At 69.5% G+C, this 657-nt stretch carries 1 protein-coding gene and 1 pseudogene; both read right to left on the minus strand.

Annotation, left to right across the window (positions count from 1 at the left end; translation table 11 throughout):
- Window positions 1-255: pseudogene (locus tag AZSI13_RS18385) on the minus strand (calcium-binding protein); the annotation flags it as partial.
- Complete coding sequence (locus tag AZSI13_RS18390) at window positions 170-631, minus strand: calcium-binding protein (protein ID WP_369406659.1); 462 nt, start codon at window positions 629-631, stop codon at window positions 170-172. The pseudogene AZSI13_RS18385 and the gene AZSI13_RS18390, both read right to left, overlap by 86 nt.
- Between the last annotated feature and the right edge of the window lie 26 nt (window positions 632-657).

Genomic DNA, 657 nt, shown 5'->3' on the forward strand with positions numbered 1-657 from the left:
GATCCCTTCCGCCATGACGTAGGCGGCCACGGTGTCGCCCTGGATGCGGACGAGGTCAGCTTCACCGCCGGTGTCTTTGACGATGTCGCCTGCGCTGTCCACCACGTAGGTGTCGTTGCCTTCGCCACCTTCGAGCCGGTCGGCACCTTTGCCGCCGTCCAGAAGGTCGTCACCGGCTCCGCCCAGGAGGGTATCGGCCCCTTCGCCGCCGCTCAGGGTGTCGGCCCCTTCGCCGCCGACGATGCGGTTGGCCAGGGCGTTGCCGGTCCCGGTGAAGGCGGCTACGCCGGTGTAGCTGAGGTTCTCNGACGTTGTCGCCCAGGGCGTAGCTGGTGAGGCTGGTTTTGACGTGGTCGATGCCGCCCTTGTCGAGTTCGGTGACCACGTCGCCGGCGGCATCGACCCAGTAGGTGTCGTTGCCGGCGCCGCCATCCAGGGCGTCGTCGCCGCTGCCGCCGTCCAGGAGGTCGTCGCCGGCGCCACCCAGGAGGGTGTCGTTGCCGCCGCCACCGTGCAGTTCGTCGTTGCCCAGGCCGCCTTTGAGGAGGTTGGCGCGGGCACCGCCGGTGGCAACGTCGTTGCCGGCGTCGCCTTCAAAGCTGGTGGGGGTGTCCAGGACGTCGTCGTCCAGGTAGGTGTCGGCGAAGGGGCTGCCGG

The sequence above is a fragment of the Azospira sp. I13 genome, assembly GCF_003112695.1.
In the GTDB taxonomy this organism is placed as follows: domain Bacteria; phylum Pseudomonadota; class Gammaproteobacteria; order Burkholderiales; family Rhodocyclaceae; genus Azospira.